Below are 21058 nucleotides of genomic sequence, written 5' to 3' on the forward strand. Positions count from 1 at the left end.
CAATATTTTGATAGGTTTTTTTCTCAAGACCACGAACAATTAGATAACTTAGAAATCGACTCAGACCAAGAGTAAGAGAACTATTCAGGACGTACAAAGCCTCATGCATTAAAGACCATTTGCTACAAAATTAAAAAGCCAGCTTTAATTGCTCCCAATAACGATTATAAAGCATCAATGTATCTTCCCCAACATCGCGCTGGAATTGACCTTTTTTCATGATTTCTTCCGGGGGATAAATCATGGGATTATTTCTAATAGATAAAGGCAATAAAACGCGACCTTTTGCATTAGTAATAGCATGCCCTTCTTTTAAGGCCATTTGTGCACTTGCTTCAGCTTTAAGCATAAAATTAATAAACTGCAGCGCCTCTTTGAGATGCGGGGGATTTTTAGGAATTGCGAAACAATCCACCCAAATCACAAAACCATCTTCAGGATAAATAAACTCAATCGCTTTGTTTTCAGCCTTAGCTTTAAACGCATCACCATTCCATGCAGATCCAATGAGAGCATCCTCATCAATAATAATTGCCTGAATGCTGTCACTTGCAAACAATTTAATATTAGGCACAAGTTGCAACAAATGCTCATAAGCTTTTTTAATATGCTCTGGATTATTATCATTTGGATCAAATCCCAAACTCATTAAGGCAATTGCAAATATCTCCCGCGAATCATCTAAGAGCATAAGCTGATTGCGCCATTTTTTATCCCACAATTCATTCCAAGCCCTCGGTGGACGATGTACAACATTGCTGTTATAAAAAATGCCCGTTGCCCCCCATATGATAGGCACACTATAATGATTATTCTTATCATAATCATTATTAACAAAACGTTTATCCAAGTTATCAAGATTTGGCAGTTGATGATAATCCAGAGGTTCCAGCATATCCTGTCTTTTCATCCGTTCTACGAAATAGGCAGAGGGAAGAATAACATCATAAATTGTTTGTTGGCTTGCTTTTAACTTAGCATACATTGTTTCATTACTGTCATACGTTGAAAAATTAACCTTGACTCCAAACTCTTGTTCAAATTGTTGAATTAAACTCTTAGGAATTTCCCCACCCCAAACATATACATTAACGACTGGATTGGAAAAAATTTTAGAAGTAAAAAAAAAGAACAATACGAGTAAAAGGTAATTCATATCAGTTTCCCTGATAATCGATGGGAAATAATGACTAAAATCATGGATAGAACAAAAATGATCGAACACAAAGCATTCAGCTCAGGGGTTATTCCCATACGTACTAATGAATAAATGGTTAAAGGCAAAATCGTAAAATCAGGGCCTGCCACGAAATAACTGATAATGACATCATCAAATGATAAAGTAAAACTTAAAAGAAATACACTTAAAATGGCAGGCCAAAGTAAAGGCAATAAAACTCTGGTAAGTGCAACATAACGGCTAGCACCTAAGTCTAAAGCACCAAAATAAATATTGGGATTTAACGTATGGATCCGAGCATTAATAGTTAATATTACAAAGGGGATGGAAAATGTAACATGAGCAATTAATAAACTTAAAAAACCTATAGGAACCTTAGTCAGATTAAAGAAAATTAATAAGGCAACACCAAGAACCAAATCAGGAATAATAATGAGTAACAATAATAAAGTATATAAAATTTGGCGACGTTTTGAACGAAATAAAAATAAATAGATGGATGCCAAAAGACCCATGGTGGTTGCGATTAATGCCGAGCTCAAACCAAGGATGGCTGAATTTAAAAAAGCCGACCATAAATCTCGATCATGAAATAATTCGTAATACCATCTTAAAGAAAAACCATGCCACTGTAACGAAAACTTAGCATCATTAATGGAATATAAAACTAATATTACAATTGGAATATAAAGTGACGCATACACAAAAAAAAGAAAAAAGCGCTGCATGAATGTTTTCATCGAATCACCTCATTTTTCTGGCGTCGGAAAAAAAACAGCAATACAAGCAATAAAAATGTCAATACCACACTAGTAGCAGAACCTTGAGGCCAATTACCTAAAACAAGAAACTGATTTTGAATTAAATTACCTAATAAAATAGATCGGGCACCTCCCAATACGTTAGGAATATAAAACAAAGTCATAGCAGGTAATAGAACGAATAAACACCCCGATAAAATCCCAGGTGCCGTATTAGGCAAAAATACTCGCGAAAAAATAAACCATTTGTTTGCTCCCAAATCTCGAGCCGCTTCAAATAATCTGAAATCAAAGCGTTCCATGTTGGTAAAAATAGGAAGCACCATAAAAGGAAACAAATTGTAGACCAAACCAATAATTACAGAAAAATTCGTATAGAGTAAGGACAAAGGTTCATGAATTAAATGTAATTTCAATAAGATCGCATTTAAAACACCTTTATATTTAAGGATAGCGATTAATGAATAGGTTCTGATTAAAGAGCTTGTCCAAAAAGGGATAAAAATTAACAATAGCAAAATGGATTGGTGTTTTGATTTAATCATTAAATAACTAAAAGGATAAGCAATGAGCAGGCATAATAAGGTGGTAATACAGGCAATAATCAAAGAACGAAAAAAAATTTTTGCAAAAATTGGGGTAAATAAATCCGTATAATGTTCCAATGTCAAAGGAAAAGCAACTAGATGGAGACTGTCCTTTGAGAGAAAGCTTGAAACAAGCATCATCAATAGCGGAATAACACCAAAAAGAATTAACCAAAAATACAAAATGTAAAGAGCAATCGATCTAGTCTTCATAAGGTAATAAAACCTCCCAGCCCGATAACCATTGCACCCAAACATTTTCATTGAGTGTGTATTCTAATTTATCATCATCCTCATCAAAAAATTCTGAAGCATAAATCATTTTTCCCGATGAAAGTATGACCTGCAAATCTACGGTTGAACCTTTATAAATAATATCTGCGATACGTCCGGGTAACATACCCTCTGTCTTATCGACTTCAGATAAACTCCAAACGCGGATGTCTTCTGGACGTACAATTAAATGAATTCGATCACCAATCTTATAATTCCCACTATTTTTACAAAGTAATGATACTTCTTCGACGAAGGTAATAAGATTCGAATTTTCTAGTGAATGAACTTGAACATCAAATATGTTCGCTTCACCAATAAATTTGGCTACATAGAGATTTGCAGGCGTTTCATAGACACATTTAGGGGTTCCTACTTGTTCTATATAACCATGATTAAAAACAACAATCCGATCCGACATGGATAAAGCTTCTTCTTGATCATGAGTCACAAAAATAAATGTCATATTCAACGTTTTCTGTAACTGCTTCAGTTCCGATTGCATCGCTTTTCTAAGTCTATAATCAAGAGAGCTTAATGGTTCATCTAATAAAAGTACTTGTGGTCTATTAATAATTGCTCGTGCAATAGCAACACGCTGCTGCTGACCGCCACTTAATTGTTTAATATTACGTTCTGAAAAATCCTGAAGCTGGACTAACCTTAAAGCATCAAAAACGCGTTCTTCAATTTCTTGATGAGGAACTTTCTTACATCGCAAAGCAAAAGCAACATTTTCAAAGACTGACAAGTGTGGAAACAGCGCGTAACTTTGAAAAACGGTATGTACATCTCGTTTTTGCGGAAGCAGTCGGTTAACACATTGGCCATTAATATAAATGTCGCCCTGGGTAGGACTTTCAAATCCAGAAATAAGACGTAGTAGAGTCGTTTTTCCACAACCTGAAGGACCAAGCAAAGTCAAAAACTCACCGTGATTCACACTTAAAGAAATATCATTCAAGATTGAAGTATTGCCATATGATTTACAAACATGTCGGATTTCAATGAGGGGTGTTGTCATGTGCTCGGTTAAATACAAAAAAACGCTAATTATCACTGCTGACTCATTTCTTGTCTAGTAAACCATCCTCTTAAAGTTCCCATTTTGCTTTACAAACATCACTAAACTCTCTACCATCTGTCCCCAATGGACAGTCCAACTTAGAAATAAAATGGAAATTTTTTGCTTTTTTATAGGCATACTTTATCGGTATACCTCACATATATTCTTACCTCTAATTATTTTCTTTATTTTTTTCATTATTCCAAAATATTCGAATATTCTGTTTTTTATTTTAGGCATCATTATCGCATCGCTGCATCAATTGCAAAACGTACCTAAAGGAATACCTGATGTGGATGTGATACCTCAAGTCAGTATACAAGGAACCATCGTATCAATACCTGATCAGAGTCCATTTAAAACACTTTTTTTATTTGCATTAGAACAATATGATCATCATCCAGCACAAGGAATGGTGCAATTAGCATGGTATAACAAAGCACCAAGAGTCCATGCAGGGCAAAGATGGAAATTTAATGTGAAATTAAAAAAACCTAGAAATTACCTTAATCCAGGAAGTATGGATTACGTGCGTTCCCTTACAACACGCCACATCATATGGACTGGTTATATTCATTCTAAAAACAATAAAATGCTCCCAAAATCATCTTCGTCTTTCAGTTGGCTGGAACTTAGGGAGCAATTAGGTAATCAACTTAGCCTGTTAGCACCTGATCAAAAAACAGCAGGGATTGTAGAGGCTTTAACGTTAAACCTAACTACCCATATCGACCAAGAAAGTTGGGATTTATTTAGGCGTACTGGTACAACTCATTTATTTGGCATTTCAGGGGAGCACATTGCCTTAATCTCAGGTATCGTTTATTGGCTACTCCGCCGGTTATGGACTCAAAGCTCTCGACTTTGTTTACACATTCCGGCTCCTTATATTGCCAGTATCGGTGGTCTTCTAGCTGCTTTATTATACGCTTTCCTAGCGGGCTTTGCGCCTCCTGTTCAAAGAGCACTTATTGGCTGTTTTTTTTATACGCTTTATAGTATGGGCCAACATCGTTTTACTGCTTGGCAAGTATGGCGATATGCTTTATTTGGTGTTTTATTGATTGAACCACATGCAGTCTTTATGCAAGGATTCTATTTTTCTTTTCTTGCGGTAGCATGCTTACTTTTAACGCAACAGCGTTGGCGATTAAAAGGATATAAAGGTTCTTTAGCATTACAATTAAGCTGTTTAATTGGGTTAATGCCCTTAACCTTATATTGGTATGCTTATGGTTCCATTAATGGATTTATTGCGAACTTATTCGCAATACCACTCGTTGGATTGCTCATCGTTCCTTTGGCGTTAATAACCATGACATTCAGTTCCTTAAGTATTGCAAAGATACTGATGAAGCCCCTTTCTTTACTCATTACCCTATTGTTTCAAGGATTGTCTTTGACAGAACGGTTGGCTGGTATGAATATCAATTGCTCTATTCACTCGATTGAACTTGCTTTTATCCTAATAGGCGCTTTATTGATGTGGGTTTTATTTCCCATGAAACATTTTCAATGGATAGCCATGCTTTGGTTATTGCTCCCTTTTTTTCCACCACGAACGATGATTCAATCAGGAGAGGCAAAAATTGATGTTTTAGATGTAGGACAAGGCTTGGCTGTTGCTATTCGAACACAACACCATGTTTTACTTTATGATACAGGGGATCGTTTCTTTCAAGGAAATGATTTAGGAAAAATGGTTATTTTACCTTATCTGAAAACATTGGGCATCAAAAAAATTGATATTATTGTTGTGAGTCATCCTGATAAAGATCATCTTGGAGGACTTAATTCCCTGGAGAAAGAAATAAAAGTAGAATATCTCTTAGTCAATTCGACTCGTTTTTATCATCGTGGTTTAAAATGTCATGATTATCCTCCATGGCAATGGGATGGTATCTCTTTCCGCTTCTTCCCAATTAAAATTCCTTTTAGAGGAAAGAACAACAGCTCTTGTATTCTACAAATAGATACACATGCAGGACGTATGCTATTAACTGGTGATATTGAAAAAATAGCTGAAGATTATCTAGTGCAAACTTATGGTGCGAAGCTAAAATCAGATGTTTTACTTGTGCCTCATCATGGCAGCAAAACATCATCATCCTATCGGTTCTTATTAGAGGTTGCCCCGATCTATGCCATAGCCTCTCTGGGGTTTGATAATCGCTTTCACTTCCCCCATGCTAAAACTTTAGCAAACATGAAAAAATTGAGTATTCCTTTTTACAGAACAGATACTTGTGGCATGGTACAAATTACTTTGCCTATTCAAGGAAAAATCAATAATCCTATTTGCTTTAGTGGGGAGAAGTTATAGCCCGTATAACTAAATCAAGATTCAACCCAATCTAAATTCAATGCCTAAATTTCGGTCGCACTTTTTTTAAAAAAAGCTATAGTAATTAATGTGAGTTCAAGAGATGCGAGTAAATGAGGATTTAGAGGCATTTACATCGTCTTCAAGCGCTGCCTTGAGATCCTGGATAGAGTTCTGTTTCCGACTCACATTGATTATTGAATGAATGAGTATTTTATGTTAACTGAAACAGTAAAAAATGAATATTACCAAGCATTACTTACTAAAGACTCCAGATACGAAGGTGTTTTTTATGTAGGAGTGAAGTCAACTGGAATATTTTGTCGGCCAACCTGTCCTGCAAAAAAACCAAAGCTTCAAAATTGCGAATTCTTTCAAACTGCCCAGGAAGCGCTCTTAGCATCCTATAGACCTTGTTTGCGCTGTCAACCATTATCGCATCCCAATCAAGTTTCTCATTTGATTCAAACTTTGGTTGCTGCTGTAGAAGAAAATCCTGAAAAAAGATGGAAAAATAGTGATTTCGCAGCTTTAGGAGTGGATTCATCAACTGCACGCAGACAATTCAAAAAACGATTTGGAATGACCTTTGTTGCCTATGCACGAGCACGCAGAATGGGTATTGCTATGAAACAAATTCGGGAGGGTAAAATAGTGATTGAGACACAACTTAATGTCGGATACGAATCAAGCAGTGGTTTTCGTGATGCTTTTTCTAAAATTATGGGAGCAGCCCCCTCTCACTTAGCAAAGCATCCTGTTGTGTTGAAAGCCTCTTGGTTTGATTCTCCATTAGGCCCCATTCTTGCGGTCGCTAATGAAGAAGCTTTGTATCTTTTAGAGTTTGTAGATAGGCGTGGGTTAGAACGTGAAATTGAGCGGTTGAGACACAAAATGAACGCCGCAATTATCCCCGGTAACACGCCCCCTATAAACTCCATTGAAAAGGAACTTCAAGAGTATTTTTCAGGGCATTTGAAAAAATTTAATACACCAATCAATATGATAGGAAGTCCTTTTCAAAAAATGGCCTGGTATGCTTTAACATTGATTCCTTATGGAGAAACAAGAAGTTATGCAGAACAAGCTCAGGTCATAGAGAAACCCACTGCATACAGAGCTGTTGCCAATGCAAATGGGGCAAACCAGCTTGCGATTATAGTTCCTTGTCATCGAATTATTAACTCTAGTGGCAATTTGGGGGGATATGGGGGAGGTATTGCGCGTAAACAATGGTTACTTGAACATGAGAAGAAATATAAATAAACATGCGTAGCGAATGGTGGGATATAAATTGATAGATACGTAGCCTAAATGTAACGAAGAAAAAACAGAATTTAAATTATCGCAAAATCCTGTACTTTACTTCGCAGCATCTATGCTACGAACTAACAATCGCGAGCGCCCTCTCCCCCAAAAAAATTTTTATGGTGTCTATAATCTAGAAAATAAGTTTCTTCACAAAAAGTATTTAGCCAACTCAAATGCTTTTGTCTTTCATATTCTTAGCACCAGCTGTTCTAAAACAAACTTACTATTCGATTAATTTCCAAACATGTTGTACATAATAACAAGATAAAAGCTGGCTTAAGATGCAAGTTGTTATTATTTACATTTTTTTAACTATTTAGTTCAAGCCATTAGTGACAAGCTCAGAAAACAACTAAGTACGAACGCTACTCCTTCTGATTTCAAAAATCCGATATAAATTTAATGGTAATAAAAATGAATGTAGAATAAAAATCGGATAAAGTGTGCTTCCAATCGCATACAGAATAAACGCTACATTGGAACAGATTGCTATTAAACGTAATGTCAAAATTCTTTTGACATAAAAAGTTGCAAAAACCAAACAACAAGCCAAATAACCAATAACTTCGATCGTTGCTTCCATTTCAACTCCTACTTCCAATCCCTTCATTATTCAACATACACCTAGTATGCTTAAGCCGCAAGTGGCTTTACTTTTTTGTTATCTTTATGAAGTAAAGCAGAAAAGAAATATATTTGCATAAGATTTTCCTAAAAAATTTATTAATAGAGTCCTCTCAAAAAAACCGCAAGTTGTCTTCTTTATCATCCCTACTTTTATTATTGAAAAAATTAAACCACTGTGTAAAATTTTAAGTTTTGAGGATTCCTAATGGCTTGTGAAAAATATATAAAAGAACATCAGACCAATTTTGATTTAATGGTAGAGGCAGCTGAATCAATGGCTCAAGATTGGATTGCCCAAGACTTTGATCCTTGGCGTACTAGCTCGCTATATGATGTCCGAATGGCGAAGGAATGGGATTCCTTTCTGAATTCTAAATTTTACGACTTGTACAACAAAATAATTCTTCCAATTAAAATTTCATCGCTTAAAGAGCCTGGTAGAGCATTTAAACTATTTACTGCAGCAATTGAAGATGACTTAAAAACTGATGTGATATCCTTTAACCGTGATTTGTTTATTTTATTTTTTAATGACCATTTAAAAAGAACCAGCGTTATTAAAGAGCTGGCCTTTGAATACAAGCCAACGCGCATACACAGCGAAAGTGCCAGTGTTAGCAACAATCAGCCTAAACTGAATCAAGAGTCCAAACTTTATAAAGCACTTGTGGCCCCCTTCACTTTTTGGAGTCGATGGGGTTTTAACAATGCCAAATCACTTCTGGCAGTTGAAGAGCAGGAACCTTCAAATACTAACTCAAAGTTATCAAACTAATTAATCATATTATTTTTGTAACAATTCTCTAAGCCAGTGCCATTGGGCTAAGACCCAATGACACTAAGAATAATTTTCCTACTGATAAGCAAATACAACTACAAAGATAATGGAGTTACAGAAGAGGACAGCGGAGAAATAAAGCCTCGTTCGGGAATAAACGTAATTGCCTCCTGTTCAAATGTAGTTTTAATGGCTGTAAGGACTTCGTCTCTTACTGTTGCTAAATCAACATTTGACCAGTATAACACTTTAAGCTCGATCCCTCCCCTATCGATCATTTGCGAGAATAAAATTTTAGGGCTTGGCATTGGTAAAATATGGCTGCATTCGTCACAAATTTTTTGGAGTAAGAATTTAATATTAGAGACATCATGCACGGCATCGATTTTTAGTACTATTTCATCACGTTTTTGCGGATAAGTGCTTAAATTAGTAATTTCTGACTTGATTAAACCCTCATTAGGTATGCGAATCAAACGATTATCATTTGTTTTAATTTTTGTAGATAACCAGTCAATAGTCTCTACAGTTCCTTTAATATCTTTAATTGAAATAACATCCCCTACTTTAAAAGGTCGTTCAAAAAGCAAAAATACGCCGCTAATCAAATTGGATGCTGCCGTTTGCGAAGCAAAACTTAGTGCTACGGTAAACAAACCTGCGGTCCCTAACAATATAGTTAATTTGAAACCCATTTCATGTAATGCTGAAACTAAAAATAACAGAAATAAGCCATAAAAAACCACTCGACTTGATAACATGGCCTGATGCTTTGAAAATCGATGCTCAATGAATTTTTCAACCCAATGACTGATTTTATTGGCAATAAAATAGCCGAAAAAGAGCAACAACACGGCAAATACAATACGCTCCCAGTCAACATGCTTCAAATATTCTAATGTGCTGTCCATATAAGACCATTTAATGAAAAACAAACAAAATTGTATCAATTTTCACCAAAAGATACCATAAGCTTTTCACTCAAGTGGCTTACTTGGGGAGAGATTGACTTACAACACCTAAACTATTATTTAGTTATATTGTATTGTTTAAAAACAACAACCCACAATAAGCTCTTGTAGGTTGTTAAGACAACTGTATTATTGATTAATAACAGGAATCTTGGTACCAACAGTGTCCATAAGCATTGCAGACGCGGATAGTTTGGCAAGCAGGGGGAGCATAATAATAACCGGGAACCCCAACGACTACACCTGTACCACCCCAGCCCCAGCCACCACCATGATAGTAACCACCATGCCAACCATTATAATAACCGCCATGATAATAACCACCATGCCAGCCACCACCATGATAATAGCCGCCATGATAGCCGCCACCATACCAAGCAAGACATGTGCCAGCAGAAAATAAACCGAGAGCAAAAACTGCAGCACACACGCTCCTTTTCACAATATTTCTGCTCATAATTATATTCCTTTCTAAATATCGATACACAAATTATAGCTTAAACGAGCCTTAAAAATAGATTGTATGTCAATTTTTTATTACTTATTGTTCCTATTCAGAAATAACTAAAAAATGGACATAATGTTGCATGTTTCTGGTTTTTATAGAAATTTAAACCTTAAAACTTGCATAACTTATAAAAAACTCCCTATATTTTAAATTACATTACCTACGGAGCAATGTTTTATGCACGCAATCAAAATGAAACGAGTCTATGAAAAACCTGAGCCTTCGGATGGATACAGAATTTTAGTTGATAGGTTATGGCCGCGAGGTATGAAAAAGGAAAACGCCTCTATTGATTTATGGTTAAAAGAAATTGCTCCAAGTGACTCATTACGTAAATGGTTTCATCATGATTTAGAAAAATGGCAAGAATTTGAGGAGCGTTATACTCAAGAATTAGCTCATGAAAAAGAACTGATCACCACAATTACTGAGAAAGCAAAACATCACACAGTCACTTTACTTTATGCTGCTAAAGACGAAACACATAACAATGCAGCAGTCTTACTCAATATTATCAAAACATCAGAAAAATAGAGTACATTTTAAAGTTGTATTTGAAATGAAACTTAAGTATCATCTACTGATTTATTTACGTCAGTAACCCATTATGACTGAGCTAAATAAAACACACATCGAAAACTTAGTGACTCATTTTTACCAAAAAGTGCGCAAAGATGAAGTCCTTGGACCTATTTTCGATAAAGCTCAAGTCGACTGGAATGAGCATATTCCCCTGTTTTGCCAGTTCTGGAATAGTGTGATGTTGAAAACCAATGAATATCATGGTAATGCTTATCAAAAACATCTCTTACTCAAACAATTTACCCCCATTACAGAACAACACTTTATACGTTGGCTTAGTTTATTTCGAGACGAAGCCTTATATCATTTACCTACTGAAGCTGCTCAAAAAATTATACACCGAGCCTCATTAATTGCCGAATCATTAAAATTGGGGATACTGAGTCAAAAAAAAGGGGTAGAAACATGCTAAAACCACTGGCTCGTGATATTATAGTTACCTTAGTTATTAAACTTATCTTATTGATTTCCCTATGGATCATATGCTTCAAGAATGTGGAAAAATCACATTTAAGCAATGAACAATGGTTGCTGGGAGTAGCGCAAGAAAAAGAATATCTTCATTCTAATAAAAAGTGAATTAGGGAAGTCCATCCTCTAAATAGGGGATTATAGTAAGGACTTTATCAACAAAGTACATGACATACGAGGTGCTCAATGATTCCTGGTAGTGAACTAGTCGATCTTTCGCGTTTACAATTTGCCCTTACAGCGCTTTATCATTTTCTTTTTGTCCCACTCACTTTAGGTCTATCGTTGCTTTTAGCAATTATGGAAACCATTTATGTCATGACTGGCCGCGATATCTGGCGACAGATGGTCAAATACTGGGGGATTCTTTTTGGCATTAATTTTGTTTTAGGTGTCGCAACCGGCCTGACCATGGAGTTTCAATTTGGTACCAACTGGGCTTATTACTCACATTACGTAGGTGATGTATTTGGAGCGCCCCTAGCTATTGAAGGGCTTATGGCCTTTTTTTTAGAAGCTACTTTTGTTGGTCTTTTTTTCTTCGGCTGGGATAAATTAAGTCGCTTGAAACATATGTTTTGTACGTGGCTCTTGGCTTTAGGTACTAATCTTTCAGCATTATGGATTTTAATTGCCAATGGATGGATGCAAAATCCTGTTGGTGCTGAGTTTAATTTCCACACCATGCGTATGGAGGTAACTGATTTTGTGGCCGTTATGTTTAATCCAGTAGCCCAAGCAAAATTTGTCCATACCATTAGCGCAGGCTATGTTACCGGATCTATTTTTGTCTTATCTGTAAGTGCATATTTTTTATTACGTGGCAGAAACATTAATTTTGCGAAACGATCAATGACTGTAGCTGTAAGCTTCGGACTCGCTTCTGCTTTGGCTGTAGTAGTTCTTGGCGATGAAAGTGGTCACCTCGATAATGAAAACCAAAAAATGAAATTCGCGGCTATAGAAGCGATGTGGCATACGGAAAAAGCTCCTGCAGGACTTACTGTTTTTGGTATCCCCAATGAAAAAACAATGCAAACTGATTATGCCATTGAAATCCCTTATGTATTAGGCTTAATTGCAACACGCACATTCACCCAACCGCTACAAGGTATTTCAGAATTAATTGAGCAAGGAAAAGAACGAATCAAAGAGGGAATGCAGGCCTATGAAGCATTAACAAGATTACAAAAAAATCCAAACGATGAACAAGCAAAAGCCGATTTTACGGCACATAATAAATATTTAGGCTATGGTTTGTTATTAAAGAAATACACAGAAAAAGTAGTTGATGCAACTGAAGAACAAATCAATCAAGCGGCACATGATTTAAAACCGCGTATTACTCCTTTATTTTTCTCATTCCGTATTATGGTCGCCTGTGGGTTTTTCTTCATTTTATTATTTGCAACTGGCTTTTACTTATCAATGAAACGCAAACTACATACCTCTCGTTGGTATTTGCGTGCTGCATTCTTCGCATTACCCCTACCTTGGGTAGCAGCAGAGCTCGGTTGGGTCGTTGCAGAATATGGACGCCAACCTTGGGTAGTACAAGATATTTTACCCACTGCAATGGGTACTTCTAGTCTAAGCTCTGCGCAAGTACTCACTTCAATCACTGGATTTATCCTCTTTTATACAATACTTGCCATAGTTGAAATTTACTTAATGGTTAAGTACATCCGTCTTGGCCCTGATAATATGGCTCACTAGGAGAACTCATGATGCCTTTGGATTATGAAACATTACGAATTATATGGTGGGTATTACTTGGTGTATTATTGATTGGTTTTGCAATAATGGATGGTTTCGATCTAGGTGTAGCCATGTGGCTGCCTTGGCTTGCAAAAACTGACATGGAAAGACGAGTATTGATTAATAGTATTGCACCCACCTGGGAAGGAAACCAAGTTTGGTTTATTCTGGGCGGAGGAGCAATTTTTGCGGCATGGCCAGCTTTATACGCATTATCCTTCTCAGGCTTTTATTTCGCTATGCTTCTTGTGTTACTTGCCTTAATCTTGCGTCCAGTTGGATTTAAATACCGTTCAAAATTAACCAATCCCCAATGGCGTTTGTTCTGGGATTATTCATTGTTTGTTGGAGGAATTGTACCTGCTCTTATCTTTGGTGTGGCAATAGGAAATGTCCTACAAGGTGTCCCATTTTATTTTGATGAGTATTTACGACCATTTTATACGGGTAGTTTTTTGAGTTTGCTTAACCCTTTTGCCTTATTATGCGGCCTATTGTCTGTGACGATGTTAGCCATGCACGGTGCTTTTTTTCTAAATTTAAAAACAGAAGGACACTTACAACAACGCGCCATTAATGCAGGAAAAATAAGTGCTTTATTTACTTTTTTGCTCTTTATTGGTGGTGGCTTTTGGCTTCACTATGGCATTGACGGCTATAGCTTAAGTGGCGTATTAGCTCATGACGGCCCCTCAAATCCCCATTATAAAGCAGTAATTCAACAAGCAGATGCTTGGTTTTCTAACTACCGTACTTTTCCTATTACTTTATTGGCTCCTGGGATAGGAATTATTGCAACATTGTTAGCGCTCATTACGTCACCATATACTAAAACGGCTTTTCTTTGCAGCAGCCTTTCTGTAGCTAGCATCATTACTACTGTAGGCATAAGTATGTTTCCTTTCATACTTCCTTCTTCGACCCACCCAGAACAAAGTTTGCTGGTATGGGATAGCTCATCAAGCCAATTAACCTTATTTATTATGTTAGTTGCTACTGTTATTTTCTTACCTGTGATATTGCTTTATACCGCATGGGTTTATCGAGTATTACGTGGAAAAATAACAGAAAAAACCATTATTAAAAACAAGGATACTGCTTATTAGGAGGCTTATTATGTGGTATTTTTCCTGGATTTTAGGCACAGGCTTAGCATGCTGCTTCGCCATCTTGAATGCAATGTGGCTTGAATTAGAAGACTCTCATAACGAATCTTCTAATAAGGAATCAATGTAGAATGAATTAAAGTCTAAGACATGCTCTATTTTCGGATACACGCACAATATAGTTTTAATGCGTCTTTTCGATCCAGACTTGTTAGACTGGTCTCTTCTTTAAAATCTTAATGAAAAATTGGATCCTGAGTCCAAGCCAGGGTAGGCATGTTGCTTCATCAGTTGTGTTAATGATGGATGTTGTTTATCCATGTATCGTTGCACTATCTGCATCGCAGAATCAAGCGCTCGAAGAAACGACGATTCTCCTGATCGATATCTTTTCTGCAAATCATTTCTTTCTTCCCCTGCCTGCTGATACAAATAATCTTTTAACTGCTGTAAACTCAATGAAGTATCAGTATTAAGCATGGGATGGAACAAGTTTTTTCTAATCTCGTTTAAACGTTCCATTTTTTTTGCATAGGGAGATTGATCACTAAAATAAGAGAGCGGTGAAGGTCTTTCAAGCTCATAAAAATTTGCCTGCAACTCTTCCAGTAGTTTTTTTTCAGGTGTTAATTGAGCAAGGACCGTAAATCTAATCCATTTAGATAAGGTTACTGAATTATCTACAAAAGTTTGCTTTTCAAAAAAATCAATAACCTCTTCTTTAGACAAAGTTTGATCTTTAAGCCATGTTTCAATTTGGGATAAGATTGGTTTAATATTAACTTTAGAAATAGAAGGCAAAAAACGAACATTATTACCAAAAAGTCCCAAAGGGGGTAATCCTCTAACCTCCATACTTCTTTCTTCTCGCTCCCTATGCCACTGGTAGAGCTCCATACGCCAATCCCGAAGAAGCATATGAAGAGAGGGAACGTCAGTTGTTAATTGTTTAATAATCAGATCTACATCATCCGGAAACTTCTGCCTTATTAGCTGTAAATAAGTCGTTAATACTTCTGGACAGCTTTTCAGGATAGAATAATAAGTTGGGATATCAGTACTCAGTAACGTTCTCGCCGCTGCGTCCTTTGTAACTGTCAGTATATATTGTTCTCGAGCTGGAGATTTAAAGCTTTCATTGATTTTTTTTAACTTCGGCGAATTTTCATGAGCAACACTCAGCCAATAGTCAGGCATCAGCTCAATCAATACCATTTGATTTTCCGGCGATAATTGTGCAATGACTTTTTCTACTGTTTGATATTTGATTACCGTCAATTTGGGAGCCAGTGCATATAATACTTTTTTTACCAGCTCTTCATAATCTATAATCTGGGGTAATTTTTGCTGTTTTTTGTCATTGACACTTAACAAAAAATGCCAGAGATCATTTTCGTTGTTTATTAATTGACTGATAAAGTGAATTCGCTCTGCAAATGATAATTCTTCCGTATCCAGTATAAAACGAAAAAAATCGGAAGAAGTAGGTGTAGTAGTTGCGAGCTGCCCCCGGTAATTTAATGCCTCTAATGCTTTTACTTTCAGCTCAGATAATTCTTGATAATTAGAAATACGATTAGGATCAATAACATTACTAGAAATTCTATATAATTGAGGATAACGACGTAAAAACTCATTGAGTGCATTGGATAATTGATAAGCACAAGGAAATATTGAGATATCGGTGAATCGTTGACGCTCCTCATCACTTAATAAATCTGCATCAAGGTAGCGAACAAAAAGGGCCAACAAGTAATCGTTTAGGGTTACATTTTTTCGCCCCCATTCCGGAATAGTGAATTGATAGATTTCTTCATTACTCGGTAATCGCCGCCAAAACTCATAAAATACCTGCACTGCTTTTGCAATATCCTCGTGAGCATCCTCTTCTGTTCCCTTTGCTTCAACAGAGGCATCATATAAAGCATCAGCCAGAATTTGTAAGTGATGTCCCAGATTGTTTTGCTGACGTAATACGTGTTCTTCATGCAACGCAAGCAAATAATCATGACTCATTTCACCTGCAATTAATTTCAAGTTTTTTCGATCATGATCATTCAAATGATAGGAAAAGGAATCATCGAACAAATAAGAAGGATTGAGCAGAGCTTGCTCATAAATTTCAGCAACAGGGATGAGATTTTTATCTCTCACAAGATAATGTTCGGGATAAAATAAACCATTATCTTCTTCGGTTTCTGCTTTGAGTGAATAGCTTTCACGACAAAGCGATTCTATGTAGGGCATCAATACGGTACAAACAGCCTCTTCAGGTTTAGCAAGTGCTTGAGCAATCTGAAGATAGAGACGATTAACTGGATGATGAGGATGATGGGTATAATCGTTGCTGTGCATTTGAAGAATTAAAGCCCGTTGTCGTAATAAAGTACGCAATCGTAATTCAGAGATTTCTTTTTCGGGTGTTTTCAGATCTTGAGCAACAATATTTTTTAAACACGTCAAAAAAATATCGGATTCAATTTGCAAAATTGTCTTTTGCTCCTTTGAAAGTGCCTGAGAATAAACAATGGGTTGTTTTTCACAAATATCGAGCCATTCATTAAACTGGGAAACCGTAAGCATCATTTCCTTAGATTAAAAAAAGTCGATATTATCAGGTTACTTTATAAACACAATTTATTTTTTATTGTCATATAAATTTAATAGCGTGTTTGCCTGAAAAGTAAAAAAATCGTAGAGTGGAACCTAAGGAACCAACCTACGATCCTATCTTTAGCTGCACTACGTCCTCGCAAAAAATAGCGTAGAGCTATAAACCCACCCAGCGGATAAACTCATTACTTGCATTTAAACTAACAGCAGGTTTTCCTTCAAAATAAACGGTATAACTAGTAGCAGGAGCATTTTCGCGAGCAGAATCACCATTGACTTTAACTTCTTTTATTTTACCTAAATTGACAATTTGCATTTGCGTTTCGTAATATCCGCCACGAACCACTTTAAGAACAGGGATAACAAAATAAATATGACTGAGTTCATTATCTTGTCCTGGAACTTGCACACTGTTTTTCGCTAAATAACTTAGCTCGTCCGTACTCAATGCAATGTATTCCTGATGATCGATTTGACGACGTAACATTCGTGTTAGCGGTGCTGTTATATGAAATATTTGTGCATAATCATCCGCTGAAATAACCGCCACTGGCTTGCTTTCCGCATGCTTGCTTCCTTTATAACCGCTACCTACAAATAAAATAGCACCTCGATGATCATCAGGAGCAACAGTTGGTATCTGCACCGTTTGATTATTTGCATATTGAGGTATAGAGGCTTTATCACAATTTAAAAACTTTGATTGGGCAAACCATCTATCACTAGGATAATAAATAACCAATAAAGACTTATCTTTTATAGTATTGATAATTGCTTGGGAATTTTCCAAAGGAAGTGCTGGGCACCCCCAACTACGCCCAGGTCTTCCATATTTTTTAATAAAGCTTTCCTCAACATACCATCCGGAATGCATCACTACAGCACGATTAGAGGCATTATCATTAAAGCTCCTATCCAAACCATCTAAGCGTAAGGAAAGCCCATCTCGGCCATAATAAGCCTGCTGTGTTTGATAAACGCCTATACTACTTGCTTTACTATTATATTTATTGGAAAAATAATTGGTCATTAAAGCACCAGACTTAATACCATGGGATACATAAGTATAAAACAGCAATCTTTTTGCTTTTAAATCAAACACCCATAAACGTTTTTCATTTGAAGGAAGGGAATAATCAATAATCGTTAAAATATTATTATGATCTACATTATATTGATCCACGCACCTTAAAGTTGTAAGCACTTTATTAATCACTAAAGGATTTAAATTAGGCGCTTCATGATTCAACATGAGCTTGATCTCATTTAAGGACTGTTCATTGATTTGTATTGGACCAGGAAAAGGAGTTGACTCATTAATAAATAGATCATCGATAATCGACTGTGTTTGAGAAAGCCTCAAAGGCAGCTGCGGCAAATAATTTGTTGTTACTGCTAAAACGAATAGCAGAATAGAGCCCATGATTTGTCCTTCTTATAGTTATTCAAATCCCATACGTTTAATATAGCTCAAAAATATAATTACGACTGATTGATGAATACCTTAAAATACTGAAAAGAATAATTGATCCAAGTTTAATATCCATTCGGCTAAGCGAGAGCACTTTGCGCTTCATCAGGCCGAACGATCCGAGTGTAGAATAGATCAAGGGGGTAGCTCAGTTCGAGACGGGACATTTTGCCCCTCCTCAGACCGAGCGGGAACAGGGAAACACCCTTATATTCCATTTTTTACATAGAAGGAGCTTGAGTTGTATTTTCGTGCTTAACCATATTGTCAGTTCTATAACAAACACTGGTTACAGCATTGGTTACATGTAAAAGCGTCTCTCCCGCATTAACCATCACTGACCGTGAAGAGCTACCCGAAGCAACCCATCCATAAATTGCACCTAGACTTGAAAAATTAAGTGCTGCATTTCCAATACTTGTCAAAGCATTATCATTACCTTGAAACGTAATGACATTCAATGCAAGCATTGCTATTTCAAAACCATTTTCCCAGATTGTTTCTGGATTGTTAATCATCTCATAAGCGGCTAGTGCAAGAGCAAAACCATTAACAACTTGCATCGTGGCGCGCCATCTATTCTCTTGATTAAAAAAACCTAACATTTAAATCCTCCTTAATGACGTTAAGTTGATCGAACTTTAAACATATCGATCATAAAAATCAAGTGATTTTATATTTAAAGAGAATTACTTTTTTTATTCAGGAGATTGGCTTTTTTTCTCAGCTCAAATAAAAAGAACCGTATTAATTTTCTGGGTTAAAAAGAGTATATACTCAACATCCCATCCCAAAACAAAAATATAAGATGAGCAATTGGTCTGAATACAGCGATATCAACACATTCTTGATGATAAGATGCATGCATTGCCATAAAACGTCAAAAACAAGAAGCTATGACTGGTTGTGGTGATCAAAATGCCTCTTTAGAGGTACCTGCAAGCTATAGAGCTTCCTAAATTTTCATAAACTCCATAGTATAAACTTGGAAACAATGTCCTAAATATTATTACTACGGGAGTATCTACTACCAATATATGCGACAGCAGCTATCGTCGCTCCTAAAGTTAATGCCGCAGCTCCCGTTTTCAACATAGGCCACCATGAACTGTTATTAGCTGGCCTCGCAGGAGGATCTTGTCTGGGCTCTGGTTCCGGAGCCACTACTCGCAATGGTTCCAGAGCCGATAATTGCTCTGGTTGCGAAACAGCTACTTGCTCGGGTTGCGGAACAACTACTTGCTCGGGTTGCGAAACAGCTACTTGCTCGGATTGCGAAACAGCTACTTGCTCGGGTTGCGAAACAGCTACTTGCTCGGGTTGCGAAATAGCTACTTGCTCGGGTTGCGAAATAGCTACTTGCTCGGGTTGCGAAATAGCTACTTGCTCGGGTTTCGGGACAGCTACTTGCTCGGCTTCAGATTCAGGAATAACAATATTAAAATCGGTGATAGGTATAGTTTCAGATTGATTGGTTGATGTTTTATACAGTGTCAACTCTTCACTATAAGTGTGACTCAGTCTTTCAAGATTATTTTTAATTTTGGTTATCATTTGTTCAGCATCAGCATCCGCCAATAATGTTATGATATTTCCACGCACATCCTTCTGTGAATTAAAAGCCCCTTCTCTTTTCACTATGAATTCAATTAAAGTATCCAAATTGTCACAATTAATAAATTTATATAAGGTACCAATAAAACTATTTTTTTGGCTTTCTGTTAAATGATCGAAATGGATATAGAACGGTTGATTACCACCTATCTGAATATTTTTCGATTCGGAACCTTGGCGAATAGGAAAGTCTGGAAGTCCCATTCCTGCATCAACAATTACCGCTTTTGCTCTTGCATGGCCATCTTGTTCAGTTTTAATGATAAATCCTGTATTTCCCCCCGAACCACCCAACCAATCCGGATCCCCCAATATTTTTGCTATAGCAGCAATTTCCATAAGTCCATCCAGAGGATATTCCTTTCCATCTTTGATAACAAACTCTCGGGGTCTATGATGTGTTTCAATATAGTTGACAAAATCTGAACCCAAATCGGAATAATTGCTCAGCATTTTACTCATAAAGGTAATATGATATTGATCATCCTCGAAAGTTCCATACTTTGGCAATGCTTGAGAGTACATTTCCATTATGTCAAGAACGTTATTCTCATCATTCCCTGCATGAGTAAAATGCATTTTAATAAGATTGTTGCAATGATCTTCTTTTTGTAAAGCAATTCTGCTCGGTGGAGTAGGAGTCAGTGTTGAATAAAAATCCAGTAGAATCTTTTCCTTCACAGCTTCTCCTGGCGACGACTCGATTTTTTCGATAAAAGACATTCTTTCATCTCTTAACCGTCTTTCCTCCCTAGTACGATGCACTTCACTCCTGAATTTTGGGACAGTTCCCCCGCTTTGGCCATAAAAATTTGTTTGCTGATATGCGCCATGCTTACCATGAAAAACCTTTGCTTTATTCGTCATTTTTATAGAGAAACATAAATCACCATATGTACTATATAGTAAAAAAAAAGCACTTGTTCAAATTTAGTACATATTATTTTGCTTGTACTTACTTAGTACTATCCAGTCTTTTTTATTGTCGTATAGCCTGGTCAGATAACAGGGTTTATTAGGCCTCAATTTAATGCTTAAGCTCATTAGCTTTTCTTGCA

Annotated in this window: 20 protein-coding genes; 9 read left to right on the top strand and 11 right to left on the bottom strand. The window is 36.5% G+C overall.

From position 1 onward, the window contains the following. Positions 1–130: 130 nt before the first annotated feature. From Lsan_RS05185 to potA, 4 genes are read right to left on the bottom strand one after another with little or no spacing between them, the layout of a single operon-like run. Positions 131–1156: an ABC transporter substrate-binding protein gene (locus tag Lsan_RS05185; RefSeq protein WP_058513447.1), complete on the bottom strand. Its 1026-nt coding sequence runs from the start codon at positions 1154–1156 to the stop codon at positions 131–133. After that, positions 1153–1920 (bottom strand): ABC transporter permease subunit, encoded by a 768-nt coding sequence (locus tag Lsan_RS05190; RefSeq protein WP_058513448.1) that lies wholly within the window; start codon positions 1918–1920, stop codon positions 1153–1155. The genes Lsan_RS05185 and Lsan_RS05190 overlap by 4 nt, the downstream gene beginning before the upstream one ends. Continuing rightward, positions 1917–2741, bottom strand: a complete 825-nt coding sequence (locus Lsan_RS05195) for an ABC transporter permease (RefSeq protein ID WP_058513449.1) — start codon at positions 2739–2741, stop codon at positions 1917–1919. The genes Lsan_RS05190 and Lsan_RS05195 overlap by 4 nt, the downstream gene beginning before the upstream one ends. Continuing rightward, a complete protein-coding gene (gene potA, locus Lsan_RS05200) occupies positions 2731–3825 on the bottom strand; it encodes a spermidine/putrescine ABC transporter ATP-binding protein PotA (protein WP_058513688.1) in 1095 nt (364 codons plus the stop codon). The genes Lsan_RS05195 and potA overlap by 11 nt, the downstream gene beginning before the upstream one ends. Positions 3826–3976: 151 nt before the next feature. Between potA and Lsan_RS05205 the strand changes: the two genes are divergently transcribed. Both Lsan_RS05205 and Lsan_RS05210 read left to right on the top strand, forming a co-directional pair. Then, positions 3977–6190 carry a DNA internalization-related competence protein ComEC/Rec2 gene (locus Lsan_RS05205; protein ID WP_058513450.1) on the top strand — a complete coding sequence of 738 codons (2214 nt, stop codon included), beginning with the start codon at positions 3977–3979 and terminating at the stop codon, positions 6188–6190. 216 nt (positions 6191–6406) lie between these two features. Beyond that, a complete protein-coding gene (locus tag Lsan_RS05210) occupies positions 6407–7456 on the top strand; it encodes a bifunctional transcriptional activator/DNA repair enzyme AdaA (RefSeq protein WP_058513451.1) in 1050 nt (349 codons plus the stop codon). A 397-nt stretch (positions 7457–7853) separates the two neighbouring features. Here the strand turns inward: Lsan_RS05210 and Lsan_RS05215 are convergent, their stop codons facing one another. Beyond that, positions 7854–8084: a hypothetical protein gene (locus Lsan_RS05215; protein ID WP_193392682.1), complete on the bottom strand. Its 231-nt coding sequence runs from the start codon at positions 8082–8084 to the stop codon at positions 7854–7856. Positions 8085–8333: 249 nt separating this feature from the next. Between Lsan_RS05215 and Lsan_RS05220 the strand changes: the two genes are divergently transcribed. After that, on the top strand, positions 8334–8903 hold the full coding sequence (locus Lsan_RS05220) for a hypothetical protein (RefSeq protein WP_058513453.1): 570 nt from the start codon (positions 8334–8336) through the stop codon (positions 8901–8903). 98 nt (positions 8904–9001) lie between these two features. Here the strand turns inward: Lsan_RS05220 and Lsan_RS05225 are convergent, their stop codons facing one another. After that, a complete protein-coding gene (locus Lsan_RS05225) occupies positions 9002–9817 on the bottom strand; it encodes a mechanosensitive ion channel family protein (RefSeq protein ID WP_058513454.1) in 816 nt (271 codons plus the stop codon). A gap of 196 nt (positions 9818–10013) precedes the next feature. Further along, positions 10014–10334 carry a hypothetical protein gene (locus tag Lsan_RS05230; protein WP_058513455.1) on the bottom strand — a complete coding sequence of 107 codons (321 nt, stop codon included), beginning with the start codon at positions 10332–10334 and terminating at the stop codon, positions 10014–10016. Between the two features lie 228 nt (positions 10335–10562). On the opposite strand from Lsan_RS05230, the gene Lsan_RS05235 reads away from it, so the two are divergent. The 6 genes from Lsan_RS05235 to cydX all read left to right on the top strand — a co-directional run bounded on the left by Lsan_RS05235 (position 10563) and on the right by cydX (position 14432). Then, positions 10563–10919, top strand: coding sequence for a DUF488 domain-containing protein (locus tag Lsan_RS05235; protein ID WP_058513456.1), 357 nt, complete (start codon positions 10563–10565; stop codon positions 10917–10919). Positions 10920–10992: 73 nt separating this feature from the next. Continuing rightward, the gene (locus Lsan_RS05240) at positions 10993–11379 is read left to right on the top strand and encodes a group III truncated hemoglobin (RefSeq protein WP_058513457.1); all 387 of its coding nucleotides are present in this window, start codon (positions 10993–10995) and stop codon (positions 11377–11379) included. After that, positions 11373–11546: a cytochrome oxidase putative small subunit CydP gene (gene cydP, locus Lsan_RS22460; protein WP_165482588.1), complete on the top strand. Its 174-nt coding sequence runs from the start codon at positions 11373–11375 to the stop codon at positions 11544–11546. The genes Lsan_RS05240 and cydP overlap by 7 nt, the downstream gene beginning before the upstream one ends. A 78-nt stretch (positions 11547–11624) precedes the next feature. Further along, positions 11625–13154 carry a cytochrome ubiquinol oxidase subunit I gene (locus Lsan_RS05245; protein ID WP_058513458.1) on the top strand — a complete coding sequence of 510 codons (1530 nt, stop codon included), beginning with the start codon at positions 11625–11627 and terminating at the stop codon, positions 13152–13154. A gap of 11 nt (positions 13155–13165) precedes the next feature. Then, positions 13166–14302, top strand: a complete 1137-nt coding sequence (gene cydB / locus Lsan_RS05250; RefSeq protein WP_058513459.1) for a cytochrome d ubiquinol oxidase subunit II — start codon at positions 13166–13168, stop codon at positions 14300–14302. Between the two features lie 10 nt (positions 14303–14312). Then, positions 14313–14432, top strand: coding sequence for a cytochrome bd-I oxidase subunit CydX (gene cydX, locus Lsan_RS05255; protein WP_058513460.1), 120 nt, complete (start codon positions 14313–14315; stop codon positions 14430–14432). A gap of 98 nt (positions 14433–14530) precedes the next feature. On the opposite strand, the gene Lsan_RS05260 is transcribed toward cydX, so the two are convergent. The 4 genes from Lsan_RS05260 to Lsan_RS05275 all read right to left on the bottom strand — a co-directional run bounded on the left by Lsan_RS05260 (position 14531) and on the right by Lsan_RS05275 (position 20765). Continuing rightward, on the bottom strand, positions 14531–16888 hold the full coding sequence (locus Lsan_RS05260; RefSeq protein ID WP_133134306.1) for a hypothetical protein: 2358 nt from the start codon (positions 16886–16888) through the stop codon (positions 14531–14533). A 184-nt stretch (positions 16889–17072) separates the two neighbouring features. Further along, the gene (locus Lsan_RS05265) at positions 17073–18338 is read right to left on the bottom strand and encodes a murein L,D-transpeptidase catalytic domain family protein (protein ID WP_058513462.1); all 1266 of its coding nucleotides are present in this window, start codon (positions 18336–18338) and stop codon (positions 17073–17075) included. A 269-nt stretch (positions 18339–18607) separates the two neighbouring features. Beyond that, complete coding sequence (locus Lsan_RS05270) at positions 18608–18991, bottom strand: hypothetical protein (RefSeq protein ID WP_058513463.1); 384 nt, start codon at positions 18989–18991, stop codon at positions 18608–18610. A gap of 394 nt (positions 18992–19385) precedes the next feature. Continuing rightward, entirely contained in the window at positions 19386–20765 is a 1380-nt protein-coding gene (locus tag Lsan_RS05275; RefSeq protein WP_133134305.1) for a hypothetical protein, read from the bottom strand. Positions 20766–21058: the final 293 nt, after the last annotated feature.

It is taken from the genome of Legionella santicrucis (genome assembly GCF_001468135.1).
GTDB lineage: Bacteria > Pseudomonadota > Gammaproteobacteria > Legionellales > Legionellaceae > Legionella > Legionella santicrucis.

Bases quoted from the DNA above. Each gene is read 5' to 3' on its own strand.
- Lsan_RS05185 (WP_058513447.1), bottom strand. From the start codon at position 1,156: ATGAATTACCTTTTACTCGTATTGTTCTTTTTTTTTACTTCTAAAATT.
- Lsan_RS05190 (WP_058513448.1), bottom strand. From the start codon at position 1,920: ATGAAAACATTCATGCAGCGCTTTTTTCTTTTTTTTGTGTATGCGTCA.
- Lsan_RS05195 (WP_058513449.1), bottom strand. From the start codon at position 2,741: ATGAAGACTAGATCGATTGCTCTTTACATTTTGTATTTTTGGTTAATT.
- potA (WP_058513688.1), bottom strand. From the start codon at position 3,825: ATGACAACACCCCTCATTGAAATCCGACATGTTTGTAAATCATATGGC.
- Lsan_RS05205 (WP_058513450.1), top strand. From the start codon at position 3,977: ATGGAAATTTTTTGCTTTTTTATAGGCATACTTTATCGGTATACCTCA.
- Lsan_RS05210 (WP_058513451.1), top strand. From the start codon at position 6,407: ATGTTAACTGAAACAGTAAAAAATGAATATTACCAAGCATTACTTACT.
- Lsan_RS05215 (WP_193392682.1), bottom strand. From the start codon at position 8,084: ATGGAAGCAACGATCGAAGTTATTGGTTATTTGGCTTGTTGTTTGGTT.
- Lsan_RS05220 (WP_058513453.1), top strand. From the start codon at position 8,334: ATGGCTTGTGAAAAATATATAAAAGAACATCAGACCAATTTTGATTTA.
- Lsan_RS05225 (WP_058513454.1), bottom strand. From the start codon at position 9,817: ATGGACAGCACATTAGAATATTTGAAGCATGTTGACTGGGAGCGTATT.
- Lsan_RS05230 (WP_058513455.1), bottom strand. From the start codon at position 10,334: ATGAGCAGAAATATTGTGAAAAGGAGCGTGTGTGCTGCAGTTTTTGCT.
- Lsan_RS05235 (WP_058513456.1), top strand. From the start codon at position 10,563: ATGCACGCAATCAAAATGAAACGAGTCTATGAAAAACCTGAGCCTTCG.
- Lsan_RS05240 (WP_058513457.1), top strand. From the start codon at position 10,993: ATGACTGAGCTAAATAAAACACACATCGAAAACTTAGTGACTCATTTT.
- cydP (WP_165482588.1), top strand. From the start codon at position 11,373: ATGCTAAAACCACTGGCTCGTGATATTATAGTTACCTTAGTTATTAAA.
- Lsan_RS05245 (WP_058513458.1), top strand. From the start codon at position 11,625: ATGATTCCTGGTAGTGAACTAGTCGATCTTTCGCGTTTACAATTTGCC.
- cydB (WP_058513459.1), top strand. From the start codon at position 13,166: ATGCCTTTGGATTATGAAACATTACGAATTATATGGTGGGTATTACTT.
- cydX (WP_058513460.1), top strand. From the start codon at position 14,313: ATGTGGTATTTTTCCTGGATTTTAGGCACAGGCTTAGCATGCTGCTTC.
- Lsan_RS05260 (WP_133134306.1), bottom strand. From the start codon at position 16,888: ATGATGCTTACGGTTTCCCAGTTTAATGAATGGCTCGATATTTGTGAA.
- Lsan_RS05265 (WP_058513462.1), bottom strand. From the start codon at position 18,338: ATGGGCTCTATTCTGCTATTCGTTTTAGCAGTAACAACAAATTATTTG.
- Lsan_RS05270 (WP_058513463.1), bottom strand. From the start codon at position 18,991: ATGTTAGGTTTTTTTAATCAAGAGAATAGATGGCGCGCCACGATGCAA.